This is a genomic window from Paenibacillus sp. FSL H3-0329 (assembly GCF_037963285.1).
Lineage (GTDB): Bacteria > Bacillota > Bacilli > Paenibacillales > Paenibacillaceae > Paenibacillus_AQ > Paenibacillus_AQ odorifer.
The window spans coordinates 1166985-1192629 of sequence record NZ_CP150150.1; the positions used below are offsets into that span (position 1 = coordinate 1166985).

26 protein-coding genes are annotated in these 25645 nt (G+C 45.0%); 12 read left to right on the plus strand and 14 right to left on the minus strand.

Features of this window, described 5'->3' with window-relative positions:
* Window positions 1-46 precede the first annotated feature (46 nt).
* A complete protein-coding gene (locus NSQ66_RS05030; RefSeq protein WP_339279614.1) occupies window positions 47-955 on the minus strand; it encodes an EamA family transporter in 909 nt (302 codons plus the stop codon).
* A 188-nt stretch (window positions 956-1143) separates the two neighbouring features.
* Window positions 1144-1683, minus strand: a complete 540-nt coding sequence (locus tag NSQ66_RS05035; RefSeq protein WP_036676495.1) for an NADPH-dependent FMN reductase — start codon at window positions 1681-1683, stop codon at window positions 1144-1146.
* Between the two features lie 281 nt (window positions 1684-1964).
* Between NSQ66_RS05035 and NSQ66_RS05040 the strand changes: the two genes are divergently transcribed.
* The 3 genes from NSQ66_RS05040 to NSQ66_RS05050 all read left to right on the plus strand — a co-directional run bounded on the left by NSQ66_RS05040 (window position 1965) and on the right by NSQ66_RS05050 (window position 5634).
* Entirely contained in the window at window positions 1965-2417 is a 453-nt protein-coding gene (locus NSQ66_RS05040) for a MarR family transcriptional regulator (protein ID WP_076145539.1), read from the plus strand.
* A gap of 11 nt (window positions 2418-2428) precedes the next feature.
* A complete protein-coding gene (locus NSQ66_RS05045) occupies window positions 2429-3640 on the plus strand; it encodes an MFS transporter (RefSeq protein ID WP_339279616.1) in 1212 nt (403 codons plus the stop codon).
* A gap of 224 nt (window positions 3641-3864) precedes the next feature.
* Window positions 3865-5634, plus strand: a complete 1770-nt coding sequence (locus tag NSQ66_RS05050; RefSeq protein WP_339279617.1) for a M3 family oligoendopeptidase — start codon at window positions 3865-3867, stop codon at window positions 5632-5634.
* Here NSQ66_RS05050 and NSQ66_RS05055 read toward each other — a convergent pair.
* On the minus strand, window positions 5631-7208 hold the full coding sequence (locus NSQ66_RS05055) for a bifunctional metallophosphatase/5'-nucleotidase (protein WP_339279618.1): 1578 nt from the start codon (window positions 7206-7208) through the stop codon (window positions 5631-5633). The genes NSQ66_RS05050 and NSQ66_RS05055 overlap by 4 nt on opposite strands.
* A 177-nt stretch (window positions 7209-7385) precedes the next feature.
* Here NSQ66_RS05055 and NSQ66_RS05060 point away from each other — a divergent pair, with 177 nt between their 5' ends.
* The 5 genes from NSQ66_RS05060 to NSQ66_RS05080 all read left to right on the plus strand — a co-directional run bounded on the left by NSQ66_RS05060 (window position 7386) and on the right by NSQ66_RS05080 (window position 11781).
* On the plus strand, window positions 7386-8363 hold the full coding sequence (locus NSQ66_RS05060; RefSeq protein WP_038568963.1) for a phosphate/phosphite/phosphonate ABC transporter substrate-binding protein: 978 nt from the start codon (window positions 7386-7388) through the stop codon (window positions 8361-8363).
* A 129-nt stretch (window positions 8364-8492) separates the two neighbouring features.
* Window positions 8493-9275, plus strand: coding sequence for a phosphonate ABC transporter ATP-binding protein (gene phnC, locus NSQ66_RS05065; RefSeq protein WP_038568965.1), 783 nt, complete (start codon window positions 8493-8495; stop codon window positions 9273-9275).
* A gap of 1 nt (window position 9276) precedes the next feature.
* Window positions 9277-10068, plus strand: coding sequence for a phosphonate ABC transporter, permease protein PhnE (gene phnE, locus NSQ66_RS05070; RefSeq protein ID WP_036676482.1), 792 nt, complete (start codon window positions 9277-9279; stop codon window positions 10066-10068).
* Complete coding sequence (phnE, locus tag NSQ66_RS05075) at window positions 10065-10868, plus strand: phosphonate ABC transporter, permease protein PhnE (RefSeq protein WP_036676480.1); 804 nt, start codon at window positions 10065-10067, stop codon at window positions 10866-10868. The genes phnE (NSQ66_RS05070) and phnE (NSQ66_RS05075) overlap by 4 nt, the downstream gene beginning before the upstream one ends.
* A 181-nt stretch (window positions 10869-11049) precedes the next feature.
* Window positions 11050-11781 (plus strand): ZIP family metal transporter, encoded by a 732-nt coding sequence (locus NSQ66_RS05080; protein WP_036676473.1) that lies wholly within the window; start codon window positions 11050-11052, stop codon window positions 11779-11781.
* 100 nt (window positions 11782-11881) lie between these two features.
* Here NSQ66_RS05080 and NSQ66_RS05085 read toward each other — a convergent pair whose 3' ends face one another.
* On the minus strand, window positions 11882-12874 hold the full coding sequence (locus NSQ66_RS05085) for an aldo/keto reductase (protein WP_036676471.1): 993 nt from the start codon (window positions 12872-12874) through the stop codon (window positions 11882-11884).
* A gap of 91 nt (window positions 12875-12965) precedes the next feature.
* Entirely contained in the window at window positions 12966-13814 is an 849-nt protein-coding gene (locus tag NSQ66_RS05090) for an AraC family transcriptional regulator (RefSeq protein WP_036676452.1), read from the minus strand.
* Between the two features lie 201 nt (window positions 13815-14015).
* Between NSQ66_RS05090 and NSQ66_RS05095 the strand changes: the two genes are divergently transcribed.
* On the plus strand, window positions 14016-14567 hold the full coding sequence (locus NSQ66_RS05095) for a general stress protein (protein WP_076100480.1): 552 nt from the start codon (window positions 14016-14018) through the stop codon (window positions 14565-14567).
* An 89-nt stretch (window positions 14568-14656) separates the two neighbouring features.
* On the opposite strand, the gene glpX is transcribed toward NSQ66_RS05095, so the two are convergent.
* The 4 genes from glpX to NSQ66_RS05115 all read right to left on the minus strand — a co-directional run bounded on the left by glpX (window position 14657) and on the right by NSQ66_RS05115 (window position 18248).
* Window positions 14657-15652 (minus strand): class II fructose-bisphosphatase, encoded by a 996-nt coding sequence (gene glpX, locus NSQ66_RS05100; protein ID WP_036676445.1) that lies wholly within the window; start codon window positions 15650-15652, stop codon window positions 14657-14659.
* 44 nt (window positions 15653-15696) lie between these two features.
* Window positions 15697-16497 (minus strand): pyruvate, water dikinase regulatory protein, encoded by an 801-nt coding sequence (locus tag NSQ66_RS05105; protein ID WP_080742671.1) that lies wholly within the window; start codon window positions 16495-16497, stop codon window positions 15697-15699.
* 18 nt (window positions 16498-16515) lie between these two features.
* Complete coding sequence (locus tag NSQ66_RS05110) at window positions 16516-17190, minus strand: helix-turn-helix transcriptional regulator (RefSeq protein WP_051490920.1); 675 nt, start codon at window positions 17188-17190, stop codon at window positions 16516-16518.
* A gap of 125 nt (window positions 17191-17315) precedes the next feature.
* Window positions 17316-18248, minus strand: coding sequence for an EamA family transporter (locus NSQ66_RS05115; protein ID WP_038568971.1), 933 nt, complete (start codon window positions 18246-18248; stop codon window positions 17316-17318).
* 166 nt (window positions 18249-18414) lie between these two features.
* Between NSQ66_RS05115 and NSQ66_RS05120 the strand changes: the two genes are divergently transcribed.
* The 3 genes from NSQ66_RS05120 to NSQ66_RS05130 all read left to right on the plus strand — a co-directional run bounded on the left by NSQ66_RS05120 (window position 18415) and on the right by NSQ66_RS05130 (window position 20991).
* Complete coding sequence (locus NSQ66_RS05120) at window positions 18415-19824, plus strand: PLP-dependent aminotransferase family protein (protein ID WP_038568972.1); 1410 nt, start codon at window positions 18415-18417, stop codon at window positions 19822-19824.
* A 158-nt stretch (window positions 19825-19982) separates the two neighbouring features.
* On the plus strand, window positions 19983-20678 hold the full coding sequence (locus tag NSQ66_RS05125) for a hypothetical protein (RefSeq protein ID WP_081388109.1): 696 nt from the start codon (window positions 19983-19985) through the stop codon (window positions 20676-20678).
* A gap of 115 nt (window positions 20679-20793) precedes the next feature.
* Window positions 20794-20991, plus strand: coding sequence for a membrane or secreted protein (locus NSQ66_RS05130; RefSeq protein WP_170914276.1), 198 nt, complete (start codon window positions 20794-20796; stop codon window positions 20989-20991).
* A 487-nt stretch (window positions 20992-21478) separates the two neighbouring features.
* On the opposite strand, the gene NSQ66_RS05135 is transcribed toward NSQ66_RS05130, so the two are convergent.
* From NSQ66_RS05135 to NSQ66_RS05155, 5 genes are all read right to left on the minus strand, one after another.
* On the minus strand, window positions 21479-22888 hold the full coding sequence (locus NSQ66_RS05135) for a nucleoside recognition domain-containing protein (protein WP_076141940.1): 1410 nt from the start codon (window positions 22886-22888) through the stop codon (window positions 21479-21481).
* On the minus strand, window positions 22866-23597 hold the full coding sequence (locus NSQ66_RS05140; RefSeq protein ID WP_038568974.1) for a FeoB small GTPase domain-containing protein: 732 nt from the start codon (window positions 23595-23597) through the stop codon (window positions 22866-22868). Before NSQ66_RS05140 ends, NSQ66_RS05135 begins: the two co-directional genes overlap by 23 nt.
* Window positions 23594-23848, minus strand: a complete 255-nt coding sequence (locus NSQ66_RS05145; RefSeq protein ID WP_036679839.1) for a FeoA family protein — start codon at window positions 23846-23848, stop codon at window positions 23594-23596. Before NSQ66_RS05145 ends, NSQ66_RS05140 begins: the two co-directional genes overlap by 4 nt.
* A 226-nt stretch (window positions 23849-24074) precedes the next feature.
* Window positions 24075-24533, minus strand: a complete 459-nt coding sequence (locus tag NSQ66_RS05150; RefSeq protein WP_036679837.1) for an SRPBCC domain-containing protein — start codon at window positions 24531-24533, stop codon at window positions 24075-24077.
* A gap of 105 nt (window positions 24534-24638) precedes the next feature.
* A complete protein-coding gene (locus NSQ66_RS05155) occupies window positions 24639-25595 on the minus strand; it encodes a YafY family protein (protein ID WP_038568975.1) in 957 nt (318 codons plus the stop codon).
* Window positions 25596-25645 lie beyond the last annotated feature (50 nt).

The following is a 25645-nucleotide window of genomic DNA, read 5'->3' on the forward strand; positions in this document are numbered from 1 at the left end:
TAGTAAGCAATGAAGCCTACTTAGCAGGTCTTTTTGTGTACCGAAGCTACAGCTCGTCCGCAACCCCCAACAAAGCAATCCCTAGAATCACAACGAAAATAACGGCATATTGTGCCTTGCTTAGTTTTTCTTTGAGGAAGATTCGCGATAATATTACGGAAAAAATGCTGTATGAAGCAATAAGTGGTGCCGCGATAATCGCGTTGCTGGACATAGCAAATACGTAGAAGAATTGTCCGGTCGTTTCCAGAATGGCTGCGAAGCCCTTATCCCGTTCTTTAAATAGGTTGAACTTTACCTTTTTTAAAAATTTCAGGTATGTAAAAGACAAGATGGCACATATAAAGAAGGTGTATTCATACGCGAGCAGAGCTGCTTTTTCACTAATCAGGCTAAGTTCATCCAAATAAATAGCATCGGCAAAGGTGCCAAGTCCATCGATTAGGCAGTATAGGATTGGAAAAATGATGGCGATCACACCCATCTGATATTTTTTATCAATCTGTGCGGCACTTTTTTGAAGCGCTTGGTGTTCTGCTTTCTTTTCCAAGATGGCGATCCCGATAATGCCCAAGGTGATAACGGCAACACCAACGATTTCAAGCGCCCCTAGCTCATGGGTGAAAAAGATAAATAATAATATCGTCGTTACAGCGCCAGATGAATTTTGTACGGGGGAGGCAATGGATAACTCAATATATCTAAGTCCAATATAACCAACTGCCATCGACAGGATATAGAGTGCAGACACAGGGAAATATCGGATTAAGTCCATAGGATCAAAGGTCAATCCTTGAATGAGCATATAAGCTGTCGCGTGAATACCCATGACTATCCCCACGATAATGACAATCTTAATATGGCTATACCGATCCTGACTATCGGTCCCCTTTTTATAAAATAAGTCAGCCCCTCCCCAAGCGAAGGCTGTTAATAATGCAAACATAAACCACATAATCATTGCTCCTTGCTGTAGATTAAAATCCCCGCCGATTATACCAGATTAGATTCTACACAGGGTGCTCATTTCGTCACACATAAAAAATACACCCTCTAGAATCGACCGGACAAACCATAGGTTTATCGAATGTCTATTCTAAAGGGTGTACTTCATAACATAACAGAGGGGTAAGGCGTTCTATCTTAACGTAGAGTTTTCAATGCGCCACTCCAAGCCAAGACTTGATCTAGCATCCCATTAAGATTGGTAAGATGCAGATCCGCTGGTTTAAACACAGTTCCGTTCTCGAAATCAGTGAACAGTGACAACGCAGGGTGTACACGAACGTCTGCTACAGATAGTTCTCCCAAAATTCCACGTAGATGTTCAGCTGCACGAGCGCCGCCTACAGAACCATAACTTACGATACCTGCTGCTTTATTATTCCAAGCTTCACGGGCATAATCGAGCGCATTTTTCAGTGATGCAGAAATACTGTGGTTATATTCTTGTACGATAAATACGAAACCGTCTAGCGTAGCAAGTTTAGTGTTCCAAGCTGTTGCTTGTTCAGTTGCATCAGCCTCACCCAATAGTGGAAGCTTGAAGTCTGCAATATCTATGATCTCATAATTAGCATCCCCGCGTGCATCCGCAATCTTTTTAACCCATTCTCCTACTTGCGGGCTTAAACGACCTTGACGAGTACTTCCGAGAATAATACCGATGTTTAATTTTGACATTGTTTGTTCCTCCTCAATTTTTGTTCTACCAAATAGTTTGTCTAGAAATCCCATGAAGTACACAACCTTTAAAAATTATTTATCTCAAGAGTAGTAAACTCTGGTTGTCTTTAAGTTAAGTATCTTTAAGATGAGATAATAATACCGCACATAGTGTGCTTTGTCAAGCAACTTTATAATAGTTAGTTCATAGTTTTGCTTCACCTTTACAAAATTAGTTGTTAGGAATATAATTGTTTAAGCAACTATTAAAACAGTGTTAATTGAGAAGGGATACGATCATGACGACAAAGCATAACCAATCCGAGCTTACGTTAGGATTTATGATGGGCACGACCTACCGTAAATTAAGCATGTTATTTCAAAATGGGCTGAAAGAACATGATATAACACCGGAGCAATGGTCAGTCCTTTTTCATATTGACAGAACGGAAGGTCTGATTCAGAAGGATATCGCTAAACGCTCTGGTAAGGATAAGCCAACTACAACGCGAATTCTGGATCATTTGGAGGGAAAGGGACTGGTCTACAAAAGAACCGGCGAGAACGATCGGCGTTCTTTTAAAGTCTATATTACGGAAAAAGGAAGGTCTCTGGTGAAGGAAACCGTTCCTATTGAAGATAAAGTAACAGAAGAGATTATGAACTGTATTTCTAGTAAGGAATATGAGTTGCTCATGGAATTGCTGCTAAGAATAAACAATCATGTAGATCAAATAACAGATGGAGAGTAGGAAGGCAAGTTATGTTAGAACAACAAGAACTACGTACGAAATTATGGACCAAATCTTTTATTGCTTTAACGATTAGTGCTTTATTTTTATTTATGAATTTACAGATGTTGTTATCTTCATTTCCGTCTTACGTAAAAAGCGAATTTCAGGCCGGAGATATTATGGTCAGCCTCGTTACCAGCGTCTTTGCATTAACTGCGATCGCTTCACGTTTTATGACCGCTTTCCTGATGCGGAAGGTTAGCCGCAATGTATTATTATATATTGGCTTAGCAATTGCCGCCGCTATAACCGGCCTTTATGTTGTAGCAGATTCCATTGGCTCGCTGCTGCTGATGCGTGTGGGCTATGGGATTGGATTCGGGATTGCCAGCACGATTATTCCAACGATTGTTTCGCAGATTATTCCGAGCAAAAGAATGGGTGAAGGGATAGGTTATTTCGGTTTATCTACCAGCCTGGCGATGTCGATCGGTCCAATGATTGGCTTGAATGTGATGAAGCATTCGGGATTTGGAACACTGTCTATGATCGGTATGGTAACCTTACTTCTTGCCTTTCCAGTACTTTTATTTTCTCGTTCACTTCCTGCGCAACCGAAAAAACAGCCTACCCCAAATCAAAGCGAATCCACCAAACCTCTCAAGGTTCCGTTTAATACAAAGTTAGTATTGCCTGCCATTCTAAATGTCATGTTGGCAATTACCTACGGGGGATTGCTAAGCTTTATCGCTTTATTCGGCGAATCAGTTCATCTGGAGCAAGTGGGTTTGTTCTTTTTATTTAATGCGGTTACGATCATCATTATAAGACCTATCTCCGGCAGATTATTTGATAAAAGAGGACCAGCTTCTGTCCTAATCCCGGCGGCGGTTTGCGTCGTTGCAAGCTTAACTGTGCTTTCTTATACGACCTCTATGCCAATGCTCATCGTTTCCGCTTTGCTATATGGACTTGGTTTCGGCGCTATTCAGCCAACGATCCAGGCTTGGATGCTTCGCACCTCAACACCTGCACAATATGGTATGGCCAACAGTATGTTCTATAACTCAACGGATTTGGGTGTAGCCAGCGGAGCCATTATTCTGGGGGCAATCTCGGCAGCAACTGATTATGGGATAATGTATCGTTATTCGGCTGGGTTTATGGTGTTGTTCCTTATCGTGTATGTGGGAATTCAGATTAACAAGGCTAGAGTGAATCCTTCAACCTTAAGTCAATAGGGTTCGGAGATTAAGCCAATCTTTATCTACTATTCATATTATTTTAAGCTAAGAGGGTTATAGTAATCACATAACCCCCTTATAATATAGACTTTGACCCTGCCGGACGTTGGCAGGGTCCTTTTTTTGTGAAAGAAGAGAAGAAGTACATTATGTCGATGCACTTTTCTGGCCGGATGGATTATGCTTAGAAGAACAGGAATCGAAGGGGGAGAGATTTGCGGATGAATATGACATGGAACTTAGATAGTTTATATCCTTCCTTTGAATCGGAGCAGTTAAAAAGGGATCGCAAGCTACTGGGCCAGCATGTACAAGATTTAAAGCGGTGGGCTAAGCACCATTTGAATGTAAAAGACGTTACAGCCATGCCTGTGGAGGGCTTTTTAAGAATTTATAATGATTATAAAAGCATATATGTATGCTTGTTAGCTTATGCAGAGTTAACACTCAGCGCAGATAGTTGCTGCGAGGAAGCCATGAATCTTGCTGATGATATTGAGGAGGCCAATTCAGAAATCATTGGGGTAGTTGTGGCTTTTAAGCGCTGGTTTAGCACTTGTGATCATATGGATGAGCTTATCGTTAGCTCCCCTTATCTAATGGAGCATCAATTTTATTTGCGAGAACTCCTGTTACAGTCCAGCTATGAGTTAAGCGAAGAACTTGAAATGGCTATAGCCAAAATGCAGAGTACAGGATCCAAAGCATGGAGCAGACTGTATATGGAGAGGACTTTAAGTACACTTGCAGATTTAGTGGTGGATGGGGAAACTAGACAAGTGACACTTGCGGAGCTAAGAAGTATGGCTTATGAGAATAATGCCAGCTTAAGAAAAGCTGCTTATGAAGCAGAGGCAGAAGCCTGTAGTCTTATAGCTGAGGTCTGCGCAGCCAGCTTAAATGGCATTAGTGGTGAGGCGCTGACGATTTATGGCATGCGGGGTTATCAATCTTCGCTGGAAAAAGTGTTAATCGCTTCGAGAATGGACAGTGAGACTTTAGCAGCTATGCTCACTGCTCTTGGGGAGAGCCTGCCAGCCTTTCATACCTATTATCAAAAGAAAGCCGAGCTGCTGGGACATCCGGCAAAGCTGCCTTTTTACGATATTTTTGCACCAGTCGGTGTAGAAAACGGGAAAATTACATACGCTAACGCCAAAGATACAATCATCGCGAGCTTCGCAACCTTTAGTGAGGAACTGGCTGGTTTTGCTCAGAAGGCTTTTGATCAGCAATGGATTGATGCAGAACCTAGATCAGGCAAAGGAGGTTATGGACTCTGCATTGATATTTTTCCGATTGGCGAGAGCAGAATTATGACCCAGTTCACCGGAAATGCCATAGATATTAGTATCCTTGCCCATGAGCTCGGCCATGCCTATCATAGCTCCTGTCTGGCTAATGAAACGATGCTGAATACGGATTACCCGATTCCGATTGCTGAAACGGCTTCGATTTTTTGTGAGACGATAGTGAACCATGCCATAATTACAAATTCAACGGAGAAGGAAGCTCTGCTTATTCTGGAGAGAAGTATTTCTGATGCCGGTTATTATCTTGTAGACTTTTATGCCCGTTATTTATTTGAGATCAAATTATATGAGAGAAGAGCATTAGGCCCGCTGTCTGTTCAAGAGCTAAATGAATTGATGATTGCCTGTATGGTGGAAGCCTATGGTGAGGGCATTGACCCGGGTACAATCCATCCGTACATGTGGATGAACAAAGCTGGATATTTTATGGCTAGTAATGAATTTTTGAATTTCCCGTATTCCTTTGGTTTGTTATTCTCTAAAGGGCTGTACGCGGAATATTTAAAGAGGGGCGAAGATTTCGCCCCTAAGTATCACCAGTTCCTTAGGGATACCAGCAAACATAATATTGTTGATGTAGCACAAACAATGGATATAGATGTTCACTCCATCGACTTCTGGAGAAGTGCGTTGAAGCTGATAGAGAGCGACATTGGGGTGTTCATCGCTAAAGCCTAAACAACTCTCCAATTATGGTCACAGGTAGCTTCAATTTGGCCATGCTTTTCAATGTAGTCCGTGACAATTTCAGATATGTCGATCATAATTTCTTGAACAATCGGTTTACCCTTATACATCTCATAATCTCCGCCACCGCTAGCCCTATAATTGTTCATAACAACCTCATATTCCTTAGAGTCCTCTATAGGCTGTCCTCGGTACAGCAGATGGAGGACTCTTTCGCCTGCAGGTCTAGCGGTATCAAGCTCGTATTGTATTCCTTCCCACATATCATAATTGTAATGCTGCGGTTTAGGCTCGATGTAGGCGGGGTTAACGGCTATTATTCCGTTCTCGTCTTGTTGGAAATAGTTAGAGGTTTGTTCTAAGGCCTCTCTAATATCTTGTCCTGTCAGTCTTAGGACGGTTAAGGTGTTGGGATAAATGAAGTTCGATAAAATGTCTCTGCGTGTGATGGTTTCGCTGAAACCCTTGCAATCGTTACTGAGTAAGGCTGCTGTAGAAATGTCTACGCCAGCAGCCTCCATTTGTACCTTATTCATAAATTCTATAAAAGGATGGTCAGCCAAGCGGCATTCATCAGCACTGGAAATAGACAGGTCCCCGATAACCGTTCCTATTCTCTCATCCAGCCAGGTTTGTGTTTCTGATTCAAGAGTACTGCTCAGCTCTAGGATTATTTCATCTGCAGCTGTTGTCTCATTAACGGTAAGGAGCTCGGCATGTTTACGCTGAATCTTCCAGTGTGTATTTTCTTTTTGGAAGATAACTGAAATTTTACCGAGGGAAAGTCCATTACAACCAGGTTGTATGATTGTAACACCGTTCAACTTCCCAGCTATGGAGCGGTGCTGATGTCCGGTAATTAGCACATCTATGCCCTCTACCTCTGTACACATGGCGTAGGCTTGATTCTCCCCCGTTAGTCTCTCTACAGGTTCTCCACTGCTTAGATCGCGTTCGAATCCGCCGTGGTAAGCTACAACGAGCAGATCAGGCTGCTCTTCTGCCCGTATAATGGCACACCAATGCTTTACAGTCTCTAGCGAATCCTCAAATTGAAGCCCTTCAATATGGCTAGGGTTCTCCCAGTGGGGGATGTAATGCGTCGTAACCCCTAGAACGGCTACTTTGATTTTATCTACCCATTTGATGATATAGGGTTTACCAAAGGCGGGTTGATTTGTCGTGTTATCTATAATTCCAGCTGATAACCAAGGAAAGCGGGAATCCTGAACGGCTTTATTCAGCAGAGTTTTGCCAAAATTGAATTCATGGTTGCCAATAATTGCAGCGTCATATTTCAATTCATTTAGTGCAGCTATGCCCGGATTCAGCTCATTACTATAATGTGTAGCTGCATAATAAGTTAACGGTGTGCCTTGAATAAGATCGCCGTTATCTATAAGGATCAGCTCAGGAGTATGGGATCTTTCTTGTTTAATGAGGGTAGCAATTGTTGCTAAGCCTGCTGGTCGTTTCTCCCCCGTGCGGTAATCGACGGGCCCAAAATGTCCATGTAGATCACTTGTTACGAGGATTTCACAGGTTATTGAATTCTCTTTATTCATAGGTAGCCCCTCCTGATAATAAGTTCAGACCTCATTCTAGCAGATAAATTGCTAACTTTAAGAGATTGGAATAAATTTTACATATATTTGATGCTTGGTTGCTATTGATTTAATAAAACACATCTATAGTTTAGAAGTACTCAAAAATAAAAATAGAAAACAGTGGAGGTCTTTCGTTTGAGAAAAATCAGTAAATTCGTATTGCCGCTAATGATGTCTATTACATTGCTTAGTGGTTGTGGCGCTAACAACACTACAAATAATGCAAACCAAGGATCGACGGACGGGGCAAATGCACCGAAGGAAACGGCAGCTCCTGTAGCAGAGGGTTATGTTCCAGAGAAGCTTACTGTACAATTTGTTCCTTCTCAAAATGCAGATACGCTCGAAGCTAAAGCGAAACCTCTTGAAAAATTACTGGGTGACAAGCTCGGTATTCCTGTAGAAGTAAGTGTCTCTACTGATTACAACACCGTTATCGAAGCTATGGCCTCTAAAAAAGTGGATGTAGGTTTCCTTCCTCCAACTGCTTACGTGTTAGCTAAAGAAAAAGGAGCAGCTGAGGTTATTCTTCAGGCTCAACGTTTTGGTGTAAATGATGAAACCGGTGGTCCAACAGATGAATTAGCGGATTTCTATAAATCTATGATTATCGTCAAGAAAGATTCTGCGATCAAATCGGTTGCCGATTTGAAAGGTAAAAAAATTGCCTATCAAAACGTTACATCCTCTGCAGGATTTGTATGGCCGGCTGCAACGCTTATGGATGCGGGACTTGATCCGCTGAAGGATGTACAAGCCATTACGGTTAAAGGTCATGATCAAGGCGTGCTTGCTGTGCTGAATGGTGACGTAGATGCAGCAGCTATTTTCCAAGATGCCCGGAACACGGTCGTTAAGGATTATCCAAAAGTATTTGAAGATACTCAAGTTCTCGCCTTTACTGATAAAATTCCTAACGATACGATTTCGGTCCGTTCAGATATGAATAAAGAATGGATTGAAAAAATCCAGCAGGCATTCATTGATATCGCAGCTGACACAGAAGGCCATGAGATTATCAAAGACATTTACTCTCATGAAGGTTATGTGAAATCACAAGACAGCAACTTTGACATTGTTCGCGAATACAACAGTAAAGTAAAAACAGAGTAGAACAGGCCGTTCAAGGATACAACGATGTTGGTGTATAACAGGCATTAAGGATAGCCAGCTCCGGATTCCCCCCCGGATCTGGCTATCTCTTTTATACGAATATACGAAAACACATAAAGGGATGATTTCATGATAGAGCTTCGTAATGTATCCAAAACGTATCTAAACGGAACCAAAGGATTAAACAACATTAACCTGACCATTCCAGCCGGAGAATTTGTAGCTATTGTTGGTCTTTCGGGAGCAGGGAAGTCGACCTTGCTGCGTTCCATTAACCGGCTTCATGATATTTCCGAAGGTAATATTCTTATTAACGGGCAGTCCATTACGAATGCAAAAGGAAGCCGGCTACGAATGATCCGTAGGAATATCGGAATGATCTTCCAAAGCTTCAACTTAGTGAAACGTACGACTGTGCTTCGTAATGTTTTGGCAGGACGGGTGGGCTATCATTCCACACTGCGGACGATACTTGGCAGATTCCCACAAAAGGATATCGATTTAGCCTTCGAATCCCTTGATCGGGTAAATATCGCCGAGAAGGCCTATACACGTGCAGATCAGCTATCTGGAGGTCAGCAGCAACGTGTAGCTATTGCCCGTGTTCTTGCGCAGGAGGCACAGATTATCCTCGCAGATGAACCTGTAGCTTCACTAGATCCGCTCACAACCAAGCAGGTTATGGATGATCTAAAGAAGATTAATATGGAACTCGGGATTACGACCATTGTGAATTTGCATTTTATTGATCTGGCTAGAGAATACGCTACCCGGATTATCGGGCTCCGGGCAGGAGAGGTTGTCTTCGATGGTCCTGTATCAGAGGCAACCGATGAGAGGTTTGCGGAGATTTACGGCAGACCGATTCATCAGGATGAGTTGTTGGGTGAGCCTGTACTCGGAGGCGTGTGAGATGAGTGTGAATGCAGAGAAGCTACATCCCAAACCGCCAAGAAAGATAAAACATTATTTTACAGCCATTATATTAGTAGTATTACTGTGGAGAAGTGCTGTCTTAACCGATTCATCCTTCGGAGAGCTGATTTCCGGTCTGCCGAATATGCTTGATTTGCTTAAGGAAATGTTTCCCCCGAACTGGGGGTATTTTGACAACATTATAGATGCGATGCTGGAGACGATCCGGATGGCGCTGGTTGGCACAACGTTTGGTGCCATTCTTGCGGTTCCGGTTGCGCTGTTGTGTGCAAGCAATATTACGCAAAGCCGTTGGCTTCATTATCCGGTCCGTATGCTGCTGAACCTGATCCGCACGATTCCCGATCTGCTGTTGGCTTCTATCTTTGTGGCTATTTTCGGCCTCGGTGCGCTTCCTGGGATATTTGCTTTGACGATATTTTCGTTGGGGCTGATCGCCAAGCTTACCTATGAAACGATGGAGACGATTGATCAAGGACCTTTGGAAGCAATGACTTCAGTGGGGGCTAATAAGATTCAACGCATTATGTTCGGAGTCATTCCACAGGTACAGGCTCATTTTATGTCTTATGTCCTATATGCCTTCGAGATTAATGTTCGTGCTGCGGCGGTTTTAGGTCTGGTAGGAGCGGGTGGGATCGGCCACTATTATGAAGTCACCCTAGGCTTTTTGGAATACGATAAGACTTGCACCATCATCTTGTTCACATTAGCAGTAGTACTGATTATTGATTATGTGAGCACTAAGCTGCGGGAGAAATTAATATGAGTAAATCATGGAATACCCTTGTCCCTAAACCCCGTAAAAATCGTTTTCGTTGGCTGATTTATGTAGCCCTAGCCGCGTTATATATTTGGGCTTTTTCGGGAGTGCCGTTTAATGGATTCAAAGAAACCGCCGGGATCATTACTAAAGCAATTTTTGCCGGGATATTCTCACCTGACTGGGCCTTCGTTTATTTACCAGATGGGGAGGATCTCCTGCGGGGATTGCTCGAGACGTTAGCTATTTCAATCCTAGGCACTTTTATCTCGACCTTTTTATGTATTCCTTTTGCATTTTGGGCTGCAGTTAACATGAGCAAGGGAAAGGTAATTTCAGGTTCCGGCAAGCTGATGTTGAGCTTTATACGAACCTTCCCTGAGATTATTATGGCTTTGTTATTCATCAAGGCTGTTGGACCGGGTTCTTTTGCAGGTGTGCTAGCTCTGGGACTACATTCGGTGGGCATGCTCGGCAAATTGTTCGCGGATGAGATTGAGAATATCGACAACGGTCCACTCGAAGCTTTAATTTCTTCTGGTGCCAGCCGCATGCAGGTATTGTGGTTTGCGGTGTTACCGCAGGTGCTGCCGGGATTCTTATCCTATACCTTATATAGATTCGAAATTAACGTTCGTTCGGCTACGATTTTAGGTGTGATTGGAGCAGGGGGGATCGGCACACCGTTAATCTTCGCGCTCAGTTCACGGAATTGGGACCGCGTGGGGATTATACTGCTAGGTATCATTGCGATGATCACAATTATTGATTTGATTTCCGGCAAGATCCGGAAGAAGCTGGTGTAACCGAGTTGGATAATGATATGTGAGACAAAGACCTCCTTAGGGTATGAACCGAACCTAGGGGAGGTCTTTTATGATATGATCCATACTATATTGGACCATTCGAAAATGTATGAAAAAGTAATAATTATTTTTTCTGAAACATATGTTGGTCTATCCGACTTGTACCAAAGGAGTTGAAGGTTTGGAATCTGCGCTTATTGGCAGCTTTGTATCGGCAATGGCTACCGTTCTTGGAGCATTTCCGATCCTGTTCGTGAAGAGGTTATCCGAGAAGTGGAAAGATATCCTCGTAGCCTTCACTGCGGGGATTATGGTGTCCGCCTCCACGTTTGGACTCATGCCGCAATCGATCAAAGAATCGGGGATTATCGCTTTAACCTTGGGCTTGATTACCGGAGTGCTGCTGCTTGATTTAATTGAAAATAACATCCCACATATCGATGTGGAGAATAAGCCCGGTTATACCAATATGGATTCAAAAGCGCTGCTTGTTATGATTGCGCTGTTCATCCACAACATACCAGAAGGCCTCAGTACAGGTTTCAGTTATGCCAGCGAACAGGCCAGTTTAGGTCCTACCGTGGCGATTGCCATTGGCGCACAGAATATGCCGGAAGGTTTGATTCTTGCAGTCTTTCTAATGAATTCGCGAACAAGCAAGCTAAAAGCCTTAGGAATCGTTACGCTTACCGGTTTGATGGAGATGGTATCTGCGGTGATCGGGTATTTTACTGCCAGTTACCTGCATAATGTTGTGGGTTATGGTCTCGCTTTTGCAGCCGGAGCTATGCTCTTTATCGTCTACAAGGAGCTGATTCCGGAGAGTCATGGCCATGGTTATGAGCGTCCTTCGACGTATTCGTTTATTTTTGGATTATTGATCATGGTGTACATCACGCAGATATTTGGGTGAGCAAATAGAACTCTAATCTATAAAAAAGAAGACCAATGAAATGCCAGAGCAGCTTTAAGCTGCCTGACCTCATTGGTCTTTGTCTTGTTATAACTAAGCTTTATCCCCGCAGAATCGCCTCAATTTGCTCTAGCTCTTCAGCGCTAAGCTCTGGGGCATTTAAGGAAGCGACGGCATCTTCAATCTGGCTTACCTTACTTGCGCCGATCAATGCAGAAGTTACTTTGCCTCCACGGAGTACCCAAGATAAAGCTAGCTGAGACATTTTTTGTCCACGTGCGGCAGCAATCTCGTTCAGTTTGCGAACCTTGCCGATCGCCTCTTCGGTAATGGCATTCTCAGACAGGAATACACTTGGGCCAGCGGCACGGGAATCAGGAGCGATTCCGTTTAGATAGCGATCGGTCAGTATGCCACCTTGTAGCGGGGAGAACACAATGGAGCCGATGCCTTCTTCAGACAATACATCCTGCAAGCCATCTTCAATCCAGCGGGACATCATGGAATAGTTTGGCTGATGAATCAGGCATGGCGTGCCAAGTCGACGCAGAATTTGTGCCGCTTCGCGTGTTTGTTCAGGTCCGTAATTCGAAATCCCGACATACAGCGCTTTACCTTGGCGTACCACGAGGTCCAGCGCAGCCATGGTTTCTTCCAGTGGTGTATTTGGATCTGGGCGGTGGTGATAAAAAATATCAACATAATCCAGTCCCATACGTTTTAAGCTTTGATCTAGGCTGGAGACGAGATATTTTTTGGAGCCCCATTCACCATAAGGACCAGCCCACATATAATATCCAGCTTTAGTCGAGATAACCATCTCATCACGATAAGGGGTCAGATCCTTTTTAAGAATTTGGCCAAAGCTTTCTTCGGCGGAGCCTGCGGGTGGACCGTAATTATTGGCAAGGTCAAAATGAGTGATTCCAAGATCAAAAGCTCTTCTTACCATGGCGCGGCCATTCTCAAATAAGTCGTTGCCGCCAAAGTTATGCCATAGACCAAGCGAGATCGCTGGCAGGAGTAGACCGCTCTTTCCGGTGCGATTATATTTCATATTGTCATATCTGGTAGCGCTTGCGTTATACATGATTTATTCCTCCTATAAACACTTATTACTTAGTAAGTTACGTCCTTATTGTAGCGAAAGATCGCGGACAAACGTATGTCAGCAAGGAAGGAGTTTATAGTACAATGTCATTTTCGAGATGACGGCTACGGTATTCTTTTGGCGAACAACCTTTCACCTTCTTGAACATCCGCGAAAAGAGTAAGGGGTCCTGATAGCCTACAGAACGTGAGATTTCACCAATCGTGCATAGGGTCTCTGTCAGCAGCTCGCACGCCTTAGCGATGCGGAAATTTAATAGATACTGCTGTGGTGGCATACCTATTGTCCGTTTGAACAAGGAGGATAAATATTTGCGATCCAGCTTGAGCGAAGAGGACATCATCTCAACCGAAATATTTTCACAATAATGTGTATGCAAAAAGTGCAGGCATTGCTCGACGTAAATACTTTTTTGACGTGGTAAAGGAAGTACATCTGGAACTGCTGGCACCGCTCGAAGTAACAGAGAAAAGAACTCATACATAATTGCTTTTAGAGGTAGATCCAGGCTGTCCGAAGCTTCAGCTGCTTGTGTCAGGAGCTCGTATAGTTTCGGCATAAGCTGTTCATCCATTGGAAAGATCGGGTGCTCAGGTGACAAGGCGGTTTTGGCCAAAATATAATCAACCTGCTCCCCGGTAAAAGCTACCCAAGAATAGGTCCATGGATTTGCTATGTCTGCTGTGTAGGCAGTTACGATATGCGGATAGGTGAGAAAAGCTTGTCCTGGTTTAAGATAATGGGTCTGTTCACCCACAGTAACTTCACCTGTTCCTGCATGGATAAAATGTATCTTATATACGTCACGAACCCCAGGCCCAAAAAAATGCCCGGGAAGACACTGCTCCCGCCCCCAGTAATGGAGATGCAAGTCGGGATTGCCTCGGAAGGGACGCTCAGAATTATAGTTAAATATCGCCATGGATGATTCCTTCTCTTTCTTTTATAGAGTTGATCTAGGGTAGTTGTACCCGCTTACTTTTATTATACAGCATATTTTAGAAGGAATATGAACTCGGAATTGTTGCGAATTTAAATATCGTAGTTTATCCTTGTCCAGTTTGGTTAAGTAAGCTATGAAGCTGAACGTATGAGCTAACTACATCAATAGGAGGTAATGGAGATGAATAAGAGAATAGTGGGTGTCTTTGCTGCCGAATACGAAGCTTCGCGAGCTATTGAGGAGTTGAAGCGTCAGGGCTGTAGGACAGAGGATATTTCGATTATCGCGAGAAATAAAGCGGATGAGGAAACGCTTAGAGACGAGTCGGGAACCGTGGCCCCGGAAGGTATGGCTACAGGTGCAGCTACTGGTGGTCTGCTGGGTGGAGTAACGGGGCTGCTGATGGGAATTGGCGCTTTGGCTATTCCTGGTATTGGACCTATTATTGCAGCCGGACCTCTTGCGGCAACACTAGCCGGAGCGGCGATAGGCGCAGGCAGTGGCGGTTTAGTCGGCGGACTTATTGGCCTTGGTATCCCTGAAGAGGAAGCAGAAAGCTACGATAACTACGTGGATGAAGGTCATATTCTAGTAATGGTGGATGTGGAAGGCGAGCAGAAGGAGCAAGAAGTGAAACAAATCTTCACAAAGTATAACAGCCTGAACGCAGAACGCTTTGAGAAAGTTGCTAATATAGATCCATTAGCGAGTGAGCGTATTGGAAATAAATAAGAAGCAATTAGCATTCAGTGTAAAAAAACAAAACAGGCTATCTCACTAGCAAAGGATACTGCTAGTGAGATAGCCTGTTTTTTGTGGTTTTATAGAGACACAGCATTTTGTCTAACGGTCTGCGCAGCCGGTATTTCTTTTCCTGGCAGGAAATGAATGCTGCGGATATAGCGGATTGTCCGGCTCTGTGCCCGCATGATTACCGAATGTGTCTCCGCGCGTTCTTTGCCGATAAAACGGACACCGTTCAGGAATTCACCTGACGTTACACCCGTGGCGGCAAAGAGGACGTCGCCCGTGCCAACCATGTCTTCCATGTATAGCACTCGCGTTGGATTGGCAATTCCCATGCGTACACAGCGCTGCAGCTCTATGGGTCCATCCGGGAGCAATCTGCCCTGCATTTCACCACCAAGGCATTTCAGTGCAGCGGCAGCAAGAACACCTTCCGGTGCTCCACCGGAACCCATATATAAATCGACATCGCTGTCTGGTAGTGCAGCCGCAATAGCGCCAGCGACATCTCCGTGACCAAGCAGCTTAATTCGTACCCCGGCTTCACGCAGGCTATTAATCAGCTGCTCATGCCGTTTGCGATCCAGCACCATTACGGTTAACTCGGAGAGGGATTTGCCAGTGTAATGGCAGGCTTTTTGCAGAGTGATCTCTACAGGGTCCTCGAGTCTAAGCTTACCGGCAAGCTCGGGTCCGCAGGCTAACTTCTCCATATAAATGTCCGGGGCATGCAGCAGGCTGCCTTTATCTGCTATAGCAATAACAGATTGCGCATTATGCAGGCCGCAGGCAACAACCTCAGTTCCTTCGAGTGGATCGACGGCTACATCGACAGAGGGACCTTTTTGGTTCCCGACTTTCTCACCAATATAGAGCATTGGAGCATCATCCATCTCTCCTTCACCAATCACAACAGTTCCGTCGATGGACACAGAATCGAACATGGAACGGATCGCAGTCGTGGCTGCATCATCTGCCGCATTTTTATCGCCCCGCCCAATCCAACGAGCCGAGGATAAAGCACCTAGTTCAGTTACCCGTACAATCTCAAGGGCCAGTTCGCGCTCCATTCTAATTCCCTCCAGTGCATTCTATATATTTTGTAAACTGAAATTTAGATATAACCCATAATAATACCAGCGGTTTCTTCTATAGCCTTGTCAGTAATATCAATTACAGGACAGCCCAGCTTGTTGAACAATGAAGCGGCGTATTCCATCTCTTCGGTGATCCGCTCCAGACTTGCATATTGGGAGCCTGTCGGTAATCCGAGAACCTTAAGCCGCTCAGAGCGGACCTTCAGCATGTACTCGGGTTTCATGGTTAATCCGATAAGCCGGTTCGGCGGCAAGCTTAATAGTTCTTGTGGAGGACCAATCTCCGGGATAATCGGATAGTTAACGACTTTTTTTCCTCTATGGGCTAAAAAGATGCTAAGCGGTGTCTTTGAAGTACGGGACATGCCCAGCAGAACGATATCGGCTTTGAGCATGGCACCCAGATCACGGCCGTCATCACAGGCGACGGTGAATTCTATAGCTTCTATGCGGCGGAAATAATTCTCGTCGAGCTGGTGGAGAAGACCCGGCCGCTGCTGAGGAGCATCGTCGAAGGTATCAATGAAGGCCTGCATCATAGGGCCCATGATATCAACGATCCGCAAATCAAGACGTACCGCTTCCTCGCGGATCATTTCTCTTAATTCTGGCTGCACTAATGTATAGGCGACAAAACCTTGATGCTGAGCTGCTTCTTCCATAAGCTTGCGTAGCTCGTCTTCATGCCTAATATTGCCGTATCTTTTAATGGTGACCTGCTGATTCTGAAATTGGTGAATAACGGCCTGCACGACAGCCTCTGCCGTATCTCCTATAGAATCCGAGCATATCGTTATTAAGTTGGAAGATTGCTCGATGCTCATGGGTTCCTCCTGTTATCCTTTGGCTTCAAGTTCGAGGAGAAGTTTGATGATGGAGGTTTTTGTTAAACGTCCTACCACATCCAGTTTTGTACCGCCGTCTTCAGCAGCGCTGGGAACAACCACCGGCAAACTGTCTACCTCGTGAAAAATCATCTTATGTGCAGCTTCAAGCACCGGCTCATCCGGTGAAGTTGTGACCACTTTGGGCTGGCGCGTCATAACCATGCTTACGGGCATGGAGACTGCACCGGGGTTGCCCAAGGTTACCTTTAGGAAATCCTTACGTGAAGCAACGCCCGTGAGTTTACCCTCTTCGTCACAGATAATAAGAGTGCCTACATCTTGTAGAAAAAGCGTAACTACGGCATCTTGAATAGTTGTGGTCTCACGGATAACTATAGGTACACTTTGAATTTCTTTAACCATCGTTTCCTGCAGCAGATAACCGCTTCCCTGACGACTGGATGATTTCAATCCTGGGAAGTACCCGACCTTCGGCTTGGCGTCGATATATTTGAGCATAACCAAAACAGACAGATCCGAGCGAATTGTAGGCCGGGTAAGATTCAAACTTTCGGCAATCTGTTCGCCGGTAATCGGAGCTCTTTTGTTAACGATATCGATAATCTCTATTTGACGTGATGTCAGTTCGATCACAATTCCCTCCACTTCCGATAAAAAAGGCATTCCTCTTTAGAAAAGAAGCGCCGTTAAGCGAATCCTCCTTTCATATATGAGTCATATTTAGCTGTGTTTAATTTAACTTGTTTATATAATACGCAATAGTGGTCATAAATGCAATATATAGTACGTCATATATTTGATTTTTTTAACGCAACAGTGTTTATCTTCTTTTTTTGCAGTAATTGCTTTAAAGCATCAGCATTCACTAGGATTGTTCCGGCAATGATGGTGAACACTCCGAGAATTGTAATCCAAGATACGGACTCCTTGTAAAAGAAAAAGCCTACACCCACCGCAATCGGTGGAGAAATATAAAGCCAGGTAGAAGGAAACACTGGGTTGGTCTTAGCTACGAGCCAGTAGAATAAGGTATGGCCGACCATGGAGCCGATAACTGTGAGATAGAGCAGTGAACCTGCTGTCTCGAATGAGAAGAGAAATGCAGGATGTACTTTTTCCGTGGCAAAAGAAAGAATGAATAACAGTGCACCGCCATACATCATTTGAGCCGCATTCAGTGCGATCGGTGAGACTTCAGGTATACTGTTAATTACTTTTTTGGAGTAAATCGCACCTACAGCATAGCAACACTCTCCAATTAGGACTACAGCGCAACCGATGAGCCACAGTGGTGAAATATCAACGGCGAGATTGGGGAGAACCAGCAGCAGTACGCCAGTGAAGCCGATGATGCAGCCATATAGGGAGATGGCGGGTGCTTTTTGCCGAAGAATAGAGGTTTGGAGCAGCAGGATCATGATCGGTCCAGTGGCAGAGAGTACAGCTGCAAGCCCTGAAGAAACATATTGTTCAGCCCAGTAGAGACCCGCGAAGGTGCCGAAGGTTAGAGCAGACCCGGTGAACAACATTTCTTTGCGCAACAGCAAGGAGAAGCTGGCTTTTCGTTTCCAGACCATCCATAGGAATAGAACAGCGCCCGCGACAAAAAATCTTAAGCCCGCTGAAAAAAAAGGAGGCGCACCGGCATCTACACCGATTTTGATAGCTAGAAAGGTCGTGCCGAAGATCAGACATACAAGTGCATAAGCAAATAAGATCATTTTGAAAGTCCCCTTTTGTGTGCTTTATAAAATATAAGAATTTATAAGCTGGCATTTTGTTAATCATATAGGGGAGTGGACAGAACAGATTACCTTGAGTAGAACAGATTAATTCAGAAATCGTGTACAATATGATTACTAGGTTGTTCGGAGAGGAGTTGGTCAGATGAAAAAAGTTGTAGGAGCGGAGCATAATCATCCCTTGTTTCGGCAGGTCTATGAATTTCTATTAAATCGCATGGAGCGAGGGGAGTGGGTCGCACATGATAAGCTTCCTTCTATACGGCTGCTGGCGGAGGAGCTTAAGGTACATCGACTGACCGTATTCAAAGCGTACAGACGGTTGACGGAGGATGGAAAGGTTTATGTAAAAGATAAATCAGGATATTACGTGGCACCCATAATCTCGCTTCCTGCTATTGAAGTAGGAGCCGCAGTATCGGCTTATGCGCTCACTAACCCGCTGTCTGATATTCAGAGAGTGCCAGTTAAGTATCAGTTCTCGCAGGCGCTGATTGATCCGGGGCTGCTGCCGAATCTTTTTCTATCTGACTATGTCAAAAAAGTGTTCGATCTATATCCCAAGGTAATGGGAACGTATGCCTCGGTCCAGGGGGATAACGAGCTGCGTGAGACGTTAAGCCACCATTTTCGGAAGCAACATCGGCTGCAGTTAACTTCGGAAGAACTGCTTATTACCTCGGGTGCGCAGCAGGCGATCAATCTGATTGCCCGGGTTGTACTTGGTCCTCTGGATACAGTGCTTGTGGAGCGGCCTACTTATAGTGTTGCTATGGATATTTTTCGCCGGGAGGGGGCACGGTTGGTTCCGGTAGAGATCACTCCGGAGGGATATGATCTGGAGGAAGTAGAAGCTTTGATGAAAAAGCATAAGCCGCGTATGTTCTACATTAATCCAACGCATCACAATCCAACTGGATACACGGTACCTGTGCAACAACGCAAGCTGTTGGTAGAACTAGCCGAACGTTATCGCTGTTTACTGGTGGAGGATGACCCGTTCCGCGATATGTATTTTGATGAGGAGCCGCCGCCGCCCTTTTTTGCTTATGATACGGAGGGGTGGGTGATCTATATCAGCAGCTTCAGTAAATATGTAGCCCCTGGCTTACGAATCTGTGCGGTGGCTTGCCGATATCCATTTATGGAGCGTCTAATCACGGCCAAATCACTCGCGGACAATGGCACTCCGCTGCTGAATCAAAAAATATTTCTACATTACTACACCTCCCCACGCTTGCAACAGCATCTCGGTAAGCTGCGCATTGCGCTTCAAGTGCATAAGGAAATCGTAGAAGAGGAGCTGGCGGGTACTGGCTGGGAATGGACGACTCCGCAAGGCGGATTAAATCTATGGGTGAAACTACCGGAGCATCTTACGATGGATCACCTGTTTGCTTCAAGTATGGCGCAGTCGATCGCTTTTGTTCCTGGGGAGTTATTTGATCCACTGGGGGAAATGAAGTCAAGGCTTCGCCTAAGTTATTCCTTTGCAAGCGAAGGGGTGCTACGCGAAGGAATACAGCGTTTGATTGGGATCGCGCACAGTTTGTGAGTGGGTACAGCAGGTATGGGGGATTAATGAAGAGGATATGAGGAGTTTAAGAAGATTAGAGGAATTGCTACCGGATAAACTTGTATCACTTGTTTGGGAATTCCTGTAACACTTTCCACGTTTGCTCCGTCTGTAAGGTAAAGAAGGGGGTTATCAAAGTGCGAAAGATCAATTTCCGAAAGTTCAATTTCCGAAGTCCAATGATGATATTTCTAGGTGTCCTATTAATATTTACGGCTTTGCTGACGGTGCGGCCCTCAGTCACTTACGCCTGTTCCTGTGTTATGCCTGCGGAGCCACTGGAAGCTCTTGAGAAAAGTACAGCTGTCTTTGTCGGGAAAGTAGTGGACATGAAGGAGCCGTCACAGGGGAACATAATTTCTTCTGCTGATCCAGTAAAGGTAACCTTTGAGGTGGATTCCAGCTGGAAAGGGGTCGAGGGGAATCAAGTTACATTGACTACGGCTTTATCTTCTGCAAGCTGCGGCTTTGAGTTTGTGGAAGGGGAAAGTTACATTGTCTATGCTTATGCTAGAGACGGTGGAGACTCTGGTAATCTGGAGGCTAGTTTATGCAGTCGAACTAAGCGGCTAACCGCTGACTCAGTGGATCTGAAAGAACTGGGGCCCGGTATTTCGGCAACGACACCTACCGCTTCTCCGGAGGTAACCCCGAATAATTCACCGGAGTCAGGAGCTGGGAGTAATGAGCCTGATCAAACGGGTAATTCTGCTGGGGACAGTGATTCCTTTTCTCTTGTTAATGTGGGGATTAGTGGAATAATTATCGTTCTAGTAGCTATAGCTGGGGCTGTTCTATACCGTCGTAGAAATGATGGAACGCGCAAAAAATGACTCTAACTGTAGAGTCACGTCATGTAATGGTGAGATCAAAGTAGGCAGTAAGAGTATATAAGGTGTTGTGCTGAAATAAGCGGTCGCTCGGGATAACATCCGAGCGACCGCTTATTTGTTTGAGATGACCTTGAGTAACTGGTGGGCTTGTTGGTGGCTGCTGGTGCTGGTGGTTGTGCTGGTGCTGGTGCTGGTGGTTGTGCTGGTGGTTGTGCTGATGCTGGTGCTGATGCTGGTGCTGGTGCTGGTGCTGGTGCTGGTGCTGGTGCTAGTGCTCAATTGTAGCTCGGAACCATCTAGAATCAATAATTAGGGAAATCCTCCCTGATTTTATCGTGTTTTACTCAATATTAGCGATAATTGGGGAATTCCTCCCTAAAATTCTGCGGAAATTGCCCTTTTTTCCTAAAATCGGCTAATTATTAGGGAGAAATTCCGCAAAAAGTTCAATGTATGCTTATAAAGTTCGATTATTAGGGAGAAATTCCGCAAAAAGTTCAACGTGCGCTTATGAAGTTCGATTTTTAGAGAGAAATTCCCTAAATATGAGTTCAAGGAGGGCAGAATTCTGTGAAGCAAGATGAACTCTAGATATTGTAGGGTGTTACAAAGTGTAGCAAGGTTAATTTGGGTGATGTGATTAAGGTGAATTTAATGAGTTAATGATGAATTTTTGCGATGTAAGTTGAAATCAGTTGAAGTTAGTTGTGAAGTTACTTGAAGCTAGTTGAAGTCAGATAAAGTTAGTTAAAGTTAGACGATGTCAGTTGGGTTTAGATCGCAAGCCTACCTCGCCCTCGTCACACCCACCCAAATAACCGGGCAAGCTGAGCGACAGCAAAGGTTACTCCGATGGCGATACCCAGCGGAATGACTGCTGAGAGAACGGCCCACTTCATGCTTTTTGTTTCCTTGTAAATGTTCACGAGTGTCGTACCACAAGGATAGTGGAGCAGGGAGAACAGCATCATGTTGAGTGCGGTCAACCAGGTCCAGCCATGTGAGAGAAAGACATCTTTAATACTGCCTAAGCTGTCGATATCAACCATAGCGCCTGAGGACATATAGCCCATAAGCAGGATAGGCAATACGATTTCATTCGCAGGAAGTCCAAGAATAAAGGCCATGATGATAAAGCCATCCATGCCGAGCAAATTTGCGAACGGATCAAAGAATGCAGCCATATGATTCAGTACAGAATCGCCGCCAATAAACAGATTGCCTAGAATCCAAGTGATAATCCCGGCAGGGGCAGCAACGACGATAGCCCGAGTAAGTACGTTAAGGGACTTATCTTTGGAGGAAATAAGTATGGTCTTCCAGATTTGTGGACGGCGGTAGGGAGGAAGCTCCAATGTGTAATGTGTGGGAACCCCACGCAGCGCGGTTTTGGACATGACCCAGGAAACAGTCAAGGTAACAATGATGCCGATTAGTACCATCCCCATTAGGACGGAGGCAGTGGTGAATGTACGAAGCGCACCTGTCGTAGCGGCTCCTGCCATAAATAAGGAAGACAATAAAATCAGCGTGGGCCAGCGGCCGTTGCAAGGGACAAAATTGTTGGTCAGTATAGCCAGCATTCGTTCACGCGGCGATTCGATGATTCGTGTGGAGAGGATAGCGGCCGCGTTACAGCCGAAGCCCATGGACATGGTTAAAGCTTGCTTGCCATGACCACCTGATTTTTTGAATAGTCGGTCCATGTTAAAAGCAACGCGTGGCAGATACCCGAAATTCTCAAGCAGAGCGAATACGGGGAAAAAGATCATCATTGGTGGCAGCATGACACTGATTACCCATGAGGTGCCTCGATACAAGCCAAGCACAAGCACGCCGTGCAGCCAAGCTGGGGCATGGAGAGCCTCAAATCCCGCTGTCAGATATCCTTCGATGAAGCCAAAGAAGGTAGCGAGCCAGCTAGAAGGGTAGTTAGCCCCGGCAATCGTAATCCAGAATACGACACCGAGAATGGCGAGCATGATGGGAAAACCCCAAATTTTGGAGGTCACGATATTATCCAGCTTATAAGTGCTGTTCAGTTTCTTCTTATCCCGATAAGTAACTGCATCCCCGCAGATGCCTGCGGATACGCCATATATACCACTGACAATCTCATCCCGAATGGCTCCGCCGTCAGCGAGCTTTTTTGCGGTAGACAATAGGGAATCTAGAGCGTCAGAACCCTTAGTGATAGGCAGTGACTCCATGGCCGATGACCTCCTTTGCTTCGGGTAAATCCTTGCTTTTCATATGTTCTTTGAGTGAAGTAAGCAGGCTGTCATCACCGTCCAATAAGCGCAGTGCAATCCAGCGAGCGGGATATTTGGTGCCGATGGTTTGCTCTACCAATGGTGTAAGCTCGGCAATTCCCCGTTCGATCTCTTCGTTGTAACTAATGCGCAACGGCTGCGCTGTGAATGCGCCTGTAGCCACTCGCTCCACTTGATCCAATAAGGCATCGATCCCGATTTTATTGCGTGCCGATATCGCAACGACGGGTACGCCGAGACGTTTGGAGATACTCTTCAGGTTGATGTCGATGCCCAGCTTACGTGCTTCATCAATGAGGTTGATGCAGACAACCGCCCGTCCGGTAATCTCCAGCACTTGCAAGGCAAGATTGAGATTACGTTCCAGCGAAGTAGCGTCAAGCACTACAAGTGTCACATCTGGCTGTTCAAAAATAATATAATCTCTAGCCGCTTCTTCATCCGCGGAATTTGAGTATAGGGAGTACGTTCCTGGTAAATCTACCGCGAGGTATGAATGGTTATTGTGTTTGAATTCCCCTTCGGCAGTAATGACGGTTTTACCTGCCCAGTTTCCAGTATGCTGTCGCATGCCGGTTAGCAGGTTGAATAGTGTGCTTTTTCCAGTGTTAGGATTGCCTGCAAAAGCGACGGTGAACTGACTCATGCTTCTACACCTCCAATTAATTCTCCGAATATTAAAGAACTTTCTTCTCTACGCAATGCAATGGTCGTATTGCTTACCCGAAAAGCTATAGGATCTCCTAATGGACTACGCCGCAACACCTCTACGATATTCCCGACTACGAACCCGAGGTCCAGTAATCTTCTTCTAAGCACACCTTGGACTTCAATGTCGCTGATGCGCAGCGTGCTACCCTTTGCAGCTTCTGATAAAGGAATAGTTGTTCCAGTCATGAGATCCCTTCTTTCATTTATATTTTTACCGCCTATGGTTTTTATTTTGTGTATTAGAACATTTCTTGTAGTCTGGCACAACATTAGTATATGGCAACAACTTTGTCCCTGCAACAAGAATGTTTCCCTTAGGCAAAATAAAATTAAGCAAAAAAAGCCCCTGACGAAAAAGGGCTTGTACGCTCTTTTCCGCAGGGTTGAGCTTAATTCCTAATTAGCAGTAAAATTACGACCAGCTGCCAAAATCAAGTGTACGTCCGGTCTCGACCAAGGTTTTAATATTACTCAGAACCTGCCACCAGGCGTTGATACTGCCAGCATATGAAGGATCATCAGGATGCCATTCATCGTGGATAAGCGTAAGCTTAGTAGTTCCACCCACCGGTTCAAGCAGCCAAGATATACGCGATTCATATCTTTCTGTACCCTTATGATAGGAGGGGCCGACCTTATGCGTGAAACGAAACGCTTTTTGTGGAGTGAACTCCAGCAGAGTCCCATATACATGTATCGTTTCATCGCCATCTTCACCGGGACCAACATATTCCAGCAATTCGCCTTCTTTAAAGGTGGATTGGATTACGCTACCGTAGTAAATCTGTTTAGTACCTTCCGGAGAGATCAAAGTCTCCCATACCTGCTCAGGTGTTCCGCCAATATAAAATTCATAGTGAAGTTCTTTCATTTGTTATTCCTCCTTGGTTTGTACAATCATTAATTCCCTTAGACTTATTTACACTATACAAAAGGATCACTGACAATTACGGTCAGTGATCCTAAAATAATCATTTTAAGTTTTATAATAAGCTGCCAGATCGGTAGCTATTGCGGACAGCTTTTGCTTCAGAGCTAAAGGCTCTAGGATTCGTAGTGTTGATCCATAAGGCAACAAGAAGTAAGGCGCATAAGTCAGTAAGGAGGTCTCATCGACTTGAAAGCGGGCTTGTCCGTCAATACGCTGCACCAGAGTATGTCCAAACAGCCAATGACTGCATAGATCGTTCAGGATTCCTTCATCAGCGGCGATGACTACTGCTATGAGTTTCTCTGGAGTATTTGGTGTTGGCAGCAAGCTTTTTAACAAAAAATCACGTGCAGAGAAGTCAGCAGGACGGGCAAACACAGCTTCTGTACGTTTCAGTTCAGTCATTCTATCGACTCGGAAAGACCGAATTCCTTGCCTCTGATGGCAATAAGCAACGGTGTACCACTGCCCTTTCCACAGTACAAGTCCATAAGGATCAATAGCGCGGGAAGAAATTGTCTCCCCGTTTCCCTTCCGATATTCCATCTGGAGGGTATGTCCGTTCGCCGTCGCTAATTCAAGCTCTTGCAGCAGGTGGGGAAGCGGCACAGCAGGGGAGTGGATGGTTTCTATCCCGCCCTCATGACGCTCCATCTGTTCTAATTGCTGCGCATTGCTGTATCGTTTCAGTTTGGCGATTGCTTGATCTAGAGCTTCTACATAAGGATATCCAGTTCCCCGCGCAAAGGAGGCGGCTTGCAGGAGGGAACGCTGTTCGTCGGAGTCAAAGAATAACGGGGCCTCGGAAAAATGTTCCGGAAGGCTATAGCCACCACCAGGTCCACTATCCGCGATAATGGGTACGCCACTGATGCATAACGCGTCGATGTAACGATAGACAGAGCGGACACTGATCTCTAGCGCTTCTGCTAGTTCCCCGGCGGTTCTTCCCCGTTGCTTGAGCATCCAGAGAATGGATAACATGTGATCAGCCTTGGACATAAATCAAGAACCTCCTTGCTTCATTAATTAATAGCTCACTAACTATAGCA